The 5882-nt window shown below is 44.3% G+C and carries 6 protein-coding genes and 1 pseudogene; 4 read left to right on the top strand and 3 right to left on the bottom strand.

Annotated elements, in window-relative coordinates:
• Positions 1–281 precede the first annotated feature (281 nt).
• The 3 genes from ACED53_RS22660 to ACED53_RS22650 all read left to right on the top strand — a co-directional run bounded on the left by ACED53_RS22660 (position 282) and on the right by ACED53_RS22650 (position 1448).
• Positions 282–512, top strand: a complete 231-nt coding sequence (locus tag ACED53_RS22660; protein WP_017097638.1) for a hypothetical protein — start codon at positions 282–284, stop codon at positions 510–512.
• 364 nt (positions 513–876) lie between these two features.
• On the top strand, positions 877–1179 hold the full coding sequence (locus tag ACED53_RS22655) for a hypothetical protein (protein WP_241816776.1): 303 nt from the start codon (positions 877–879) through the stop codon (positions 1177–1179).
• A complete protein-coding gene (locus ACED53_RS22650) occupies positions 1179–1448 on the top strand; it encodes a hypothetical protein (protein WP_017097640.1) in 270 nt (89 codons plus the stop codon). The genes ACED53_RS22655 and ACED53_RS22650 overlap by 1 nt, the downstream gene beginning before the upstream one ends.
• Before the next feature lie 184 nt (positions 1449–1632).
• Here the strand turns inward: ACED53_RS22650 and mpaA are convergent, their stop codons facing one another.
• A complete protein-coding gene (gene mpaA, locus ACED53_RS22645) occupies positions 1633–2343 on the bottom strand; it encodes a murein tripeptide amidase MpaA (protein ID WP_017100104.1) in 711 nt (236 codons plus the stop codon).
• Between the two features lie 174 nt (positions 2344–2517).
• Here mpaA and ACED53_RS22640 point away from each other — a divergent pair, with 174 nt between their 5' ends.
• The gene (locus tag ACED53_RS22640) at positions 2518–4143 is read left to right on the top strand and encodes an ABC transporter substrate-binding protein (protein WP_029225395.1); all 1626 of its coding nucleotides are present in this window, start codon (positions 2518–2520) and stop codon (positions 4141–4143) included.
• Between the two features lie 107 nt (positions 4144–4250).
• Here the strand turns inward: ACED53_RS22640 and ACED53_RS22635 are convergent, their stop codons facing one another.
• Together ACED53_RS22635 and ACED53_RS22630 are read right to left on the bottom strand one after the other, a co-directional pair.
• Entirely contained in the window at positions 4251–5675 is a 1425-nt protein-coding gene (locus ACED53_RS22635; RefSeq protein WP_017100106.1) for a fructose-specific PTS transporter subunit EIIC, read from the bottom strand.
• Between the two features lie 13 nt (positions 5676–5688).
• A pseudogene (locus tag ACED53_RS22630) lies at positions 5689–5882 on the bottom strand (hypothetical protein); the annotation flags it as partial.

Genomic DNA, 5882 nt, shown 5'->3' with positions numbered 1-5882 from the left:
GAAATACGCGAAACGGGGTAGTTCTATCTTTAAATTTAATTACGCAACAAAGCCCACCGATAGACCAAGTTAATCAATCAGTACTTTGGTCTCTTATACGGAATTTTCCGTAGTTTGCCCCCATTACCATATGCCGATTCACATAACAGGGTAATACCAGTTGAGCTTCATAATATATGGCAGCAACATAGACGGAATGTAAAAAAGAAAAAATTCCGCCTATAAAGCGTTGGTTGCTTTGAGGTTGTGAAAACTACAGATGAATAATCGGGTTGGTTAAAATGTACGGTTCTGAGCAAACGAAAGCGTTCTGTTGCAATTGCAAAGAGATCACCCTCCACAAATATGAAAGCTTCTCGCAACCAAAAAAATCCAGTGCGTCGAAATCAGCAGGTTTTTTCTCAGGCTTTTTTGCATCAGTTGCCAGTGCATTGATGGAGGGCGAAGCTACAGGTGACTATAAGTGCACAGTTTGTGGCACTAATCTTCATACACCAGACAACATGAATTAGTCCTGATAATCGGTACTGAGCTACGAAATGTAAAGTTTCGCAACTAACAAGCGTTTATGGTTTCAAGATATTAATTCTAATCTATATCGAGCGCGTTAGCTCTTAAGCTCTAACGCGTTTCTGTCCAGAACCGATACAGTCAGCACTTTCAAACACGAAAGTACCCCAAAGTTTCTCAGCTCCGCCAAATCGACATCCTTGAATGATCTAGAATAAACCTAATTAATCTAATCCATGTGCTTTAGAAATTATGCGTAGGTTTTCCAATGAGGTTGAAGCTAGAGCTGCTTTTTTTATGCTTGCCTTCTCCCCTTTTTGTTGTACTTTGATTATCAATAACTCGTTTATTAAACAGGGAAGAGATATGAGTGAATCATTTTTTCAAAAAAAGGCTTTTAGTCCAGTATGTGTTGGGGCATCTTTTGCTGATACATTTCCCCCATTTCCTGACGGAACAATATTTATTAATCTTAAAAAGGAAAAAAGCCGATGGTTAATTGTAGATGATGGAGAACTGCAATCTTTCGATGGAAAATTATCGAAAAAACCAATGGAGGCTATTCAGTTTCTGAATAAATTAAGTACCGAAGGAAAAGGATGGGCGACTTGCAAAGATATTGAAGTCATCTTCACTAGTGTGGAAAAAATTAGGATTACGGAGATCTAATGTTGTTTCGATTTATCTTTTTTTTATTGCCTTTGTTGTTGGCTGGCTGTGTTCTCACTCCAAAATCTGCTGAAAATATGACTACCGCCAAGCTATGTTCAGAGGCTGCTTATGACGCGAATAGAGACGTTGCGTTTGCAGAGTTAGAGCGTCGAGGTGTAACTTTTAGTAATAATGAGCAATGCAAGATCATTTATGTTACTAAAATGCAATCATTTTCAGGGCAACAGCAAGCTGGTGCAATGCTCTTACTTGGCTCTCAATTATGATGATTATTTGTCTAACTTAACGTCACTTAATGCGCCCAAAAAAATTTATCTTTCGGGCTAACGCAAGTAGACTGTTCGTCATAGCTCATTTTACATTATCTATACTGATTTATGATTTGCTAATTTAGCGAAGTCACTGGTTCGTTCTTGTCCAAAAATGAGTTAGCAATCTTTAAACAAATCTTTAAACAACCCCCTCATACCCCAACACCGCCAAAAATGCATCCAAATACTGCTCTATAGTCAAATCCGCAGAAACGGGCGGCAGTTCTACGGTAATACACGGTAGGTTTTTTTCTTGGCACCAAGTGCCGAATGAGCCTGGGGTTTCGTAGTCGACGTCTTCGACGAGTGGTAGGTTGAACTGCTTGCTTAGCCAAGAGGCGAGTTCTGATTGGGTTGGGTCGTCGACCATGGCGAGTGGTTCGTGGAAAGAGATGACGAACTTGGGTTGGCGCTGCTCAATGAGGTTGATGAGCGACTGCACTTCCGGTTCAAGCAGATCGGCTTGCCCCGTTTTAACTTTTACATCTCTGACAGGGGTGTGAGAACTCCAGCGATAGACGGTACCGTTTTCTGTCCAGTTTTGAGTTGGAAAGGCGCGGTTTAAATCGACTTGGTTAGCGTTGGCGCGAGTGCCTAGTTGATTGCCGTCTGGGTTCATCGATAAGATCACATCGTGTCGTAAGTTGGCGGTAGGCAAACTTCTTAGCGCGCAAGATAAACCCGCGATAGAAGCCGTTTCATCGCCGTGTGTGCCCGCTAAAATCAGCCCGCGAGATTCGCTTTCTATTTGCGCGGGGAAATAGAGCAAGGGTGCACCCAACACCGATTTTCCATATGACAGCGGCTTTATCGAAAACGCAGCTCTTTCCGTTCTTGGAATTAAACTCACCTTAATCTCCTGATTGATCAAGTAGTATCAAGTATTCACTATTGGCTATATTAATCATTAACCAAGTCCATTAGATGAACCCCTTTAAATAAACCATAGCGTCAAAACACGTCAACCGTCGCATTGTTAATTATATTACTTTGCTTCAAAGATAGGCTAGGAGAGCAAAAAAACATGGATTTTAAGAAACATTCAACGGCTTTACTCATTTCATCTTTATTAACCCCTTTTATCTCAGTGACTGCCGTTGCTGAAACCTTACCTGCTGGTGTTTCACTGGCAAAAGACCAACATTTGGTGCGAGCCAATGATGCAGAAGCTGCGACACTCGATCCGGCAAAGGCAGAAGGCTTGCCTGAAATGCACATTCTACGTGACCTATTTGAAGGTTTAGTTATTCAAGATCGCGATGGCAACATCACTCCAGGTGTTGCGGAATCTTGGGAAACCGAAGACAACCAGACGTTTGTATTCCACTTGCGTAAAGATGCTAAATGGTCGAATGGCGATCCGGTGACGGCCGATGATTTCGTGTATGCGATAAGACGCGCGGTCGATCCGAAACTCGCTTCGCCAAATGTGTGGTATCTCAAGCTGACTCAAATCAAAAATATCGCTGATGTGGCAGAAGGTAAGAAGCCTGTTGAAGAGCTCGGTATCTCGGCGGTTGATAAGCACACGGTGAAGTTCGAACTCGATAGCAAAGTTCCATACTTTGTGGCGATGACAGGCCACACTTCAATGATGCCCGTTCATAAGGCAACGCTAGAAAACAGCGATAAGCCGTGGAGCGATCCTAAGCAGTTTGTTGGTAATGGTGCGTTTGTTTTAGGCGAGTGGGTGGTGAACGAACGCATTGAACTGGAGAAGAACCCTAACTATTGGGACAGTTCAGATACGCACTTAACCCAAGTGACTTACATTCCGTTTGAGAACCAGAATGCGTCGATTAATCGCTATGCGGTGGGCGAGGTCGATATTACGTCTGATGTGCCGACACACATGGCGCAGCAGCTAAAAATGAAATATCAAGACGCGTATACAGCGGTACCTTTATTGTGTACATACTATTACGCGTTCAATACCACGCGCCCTCCGTTTGATGATGCGCGAGTGCGGAAAGCGGTGTCTTATTCCATGATGCGCAATGTGATTACTAATGGAGTGACTCAAGTAGGTAACTTACCAGCTTATACCTTTGCTCATGAATACACGGCAGGCTTTGATGCCACTCAACCTGAGTACAGTACATGGATTCAAAGGGACCGTGACCAAAAGGCGAAAGAGTTGCTGAAAGAAGCCGGATACGATGCTTCTAACCCGCTAGATTTTAAATTGCTTTACAACACCAGTGAATCGAATAAGTCGATTGCGGTGGCGATTGCATCCATGCTGAAAAGCAACCTAGGCGCGCAAGTTGAGTTGGAAAACCAAGAGTGGAAGTCTTACCTAGTATCACGTCGCCAAGGTGATTTTGATGTGATGCGAGCATCTTGGTGTGGTGATTACAATGAAGCGTCGACCTTCTTAAGCCTTCTGCGTTCTGAATCTTCAGGCAACTTCGCTCGTTACAACAACGAAAAGTACGACTCAGCAATGGATAGCGCATTGGCTGCAACTAATGAGCAAGAACGCCAAGGTTTCTATGACCAAGCGGAGCAGTTACTGGCTGAAGACATGCCGATCGCGCCAATCTACTACTACATGCAAGCTCGCCTAGTGCGACCAAGTGTCGGTGGCTTTGCGAAGAATAACGTTGAAGGCCGAATCTATTCTAAGGATCTTTATATCAAGCAGTAAAAAGCTTTGAACATTATATAAATATAAAATCCCCATTCGCTGACAAGGCGAATGGGGATTTTAGTTACTAGGGGGTAGTAATTTTATCTTCTAATTTGTTTCAGGTTTTAAATAGCCACCATGTCCGCGGCTTTCTTCATCGCTTCTTTCGTTGAACACTCAATCACGTTCGCGTTAGCAAAGCGGTGAGCGTCTTTCACTTGAATATCGTGAGCCAAGATAACCAGTCTCGCGTTCGCTACATCTAGGTCGCTGATGCGGTTCTGAATACCGTTTTGACCTTGAGTTTCTACCTTAATCTTAAGGCCTGCTGCTAAGCCTGCTTTCTCTAGTGCTTTCGCTGCCATGAAGGTGTGTGCAACACCAGAAGGGCAACATGTTACGGCTACGATGTCGTACTCGCCTTCGCCTGCTACAGGCGCTGTTTGAGCTTGTACTGGCGCTTCAACCATGTCTTCTTCGGTTTCAACCGCGACAGGTTTCCAGAAGCCAACGATAACCGCTGTGGTTAGCGAACCAAGCGCAATACCGACGACGTACATTGGAATGTTGCTTGATACTGGCGCAGTGATTAGGCCGCCCCACGGTGCGTGCAGTAGAACGTCTGTCATGAAGCCAAACACACAACCAACGATACCACCGGCTACGATTGAAGGAAGAACGCGCATTGGGTCATTCGCTGCGAATGGGATAGCACCTTCAGAGATACCGATAGAACCCATGATTGCCGCTGCTTTACCTGCTTCTTGCTCTTGTTTAGAGAACTTGTTTTTGAATAGGAAGGTAGCCAGTGCCATGCCTAGAGGTGGTGTACAAATCGCGATGCCTACGCCACCCATTAGCCACGGTTGTGTGTCTACTTGAGTTTGAGCAAATAGAGTCGCGACTTTGTTGATAGGGCCGCCCATATCAAACGCCGTCATACCGCCAAGGATTGTTCCTAGAACCATCTTAGATGCGCCAGCCATTGAAGCTAGGAACTCGTTCATTGAAGACATGAACAGTTTGATTGGCTCGCCGATGCCCCACAGTACGATACCTGCAGAGATTAACGTGCCTAGAAGCGGGTAAATAAAGTACGCACCTAGCGCCGTCATGTTCGCAGAAAGTGGGATCTTCTTAAGTTGGAACACCACGCCACCGGCGATAAAGCCAGCTACGATACAGCCAAGGAAGCCGCCGCCCATGTCTGCCATGATGCCAGAAGAGATCATCGCAGGTGCCAGTGCCGGTTTATCTGCAATGGAGTAACCAATAAAGCCGCCAAGAATGATTGGGAAAAGAACAAGGCCTTTGATACCGATATTAGAGATGTCTGCTAGCAGGCCGTCTGCAGGTACAGCGCCTTTGCCTGATGCCATTACCGCTAAAGCCAATAGAACACCACCGGCTACGATGAAAGGTAGCATGTGTGAGGTTCCGAAAAGCAGATGGCCTTTCATGGTACTTAGGATTTTTTTATAGTCGCTACTACTATTTCTATTATTAGAATTGCTACTGGTATTTGTAGCTTGGTTTGCTAGGGTGCTCATAATTTTCTACGCCTTATGAATTAATTAAAATATTAAGGATTTGATGTTCATCTTTTGCGTTATGGATATTCTGGATAAATTCATCGCTGAATTTTCCAAATAGTTCTTGTAGTACATAAATATGATGGTCAGCACCGTTGTCTGGTGATGCGATCGGCTTTGTTGCGTAATTAAATTTAAAGATAGAACAACCCCGTTTCGCGTATT

The sequence above is a fragment of the Vibrio sp. 1F169 genome, from assembly GCF_041439605.1.
GTDB lineage: Bacteria > Pseudomonadota > Gammaproteobacteria > Enterobacterales > Vibrionaceae > Vibrio > Vibrio tasmaniensis_A.
The sequence above is the reverse complement of the archived record's forward strand: the minus strand, read 5'-3'. Positions and strand labels throughout refer to the sequence as shown.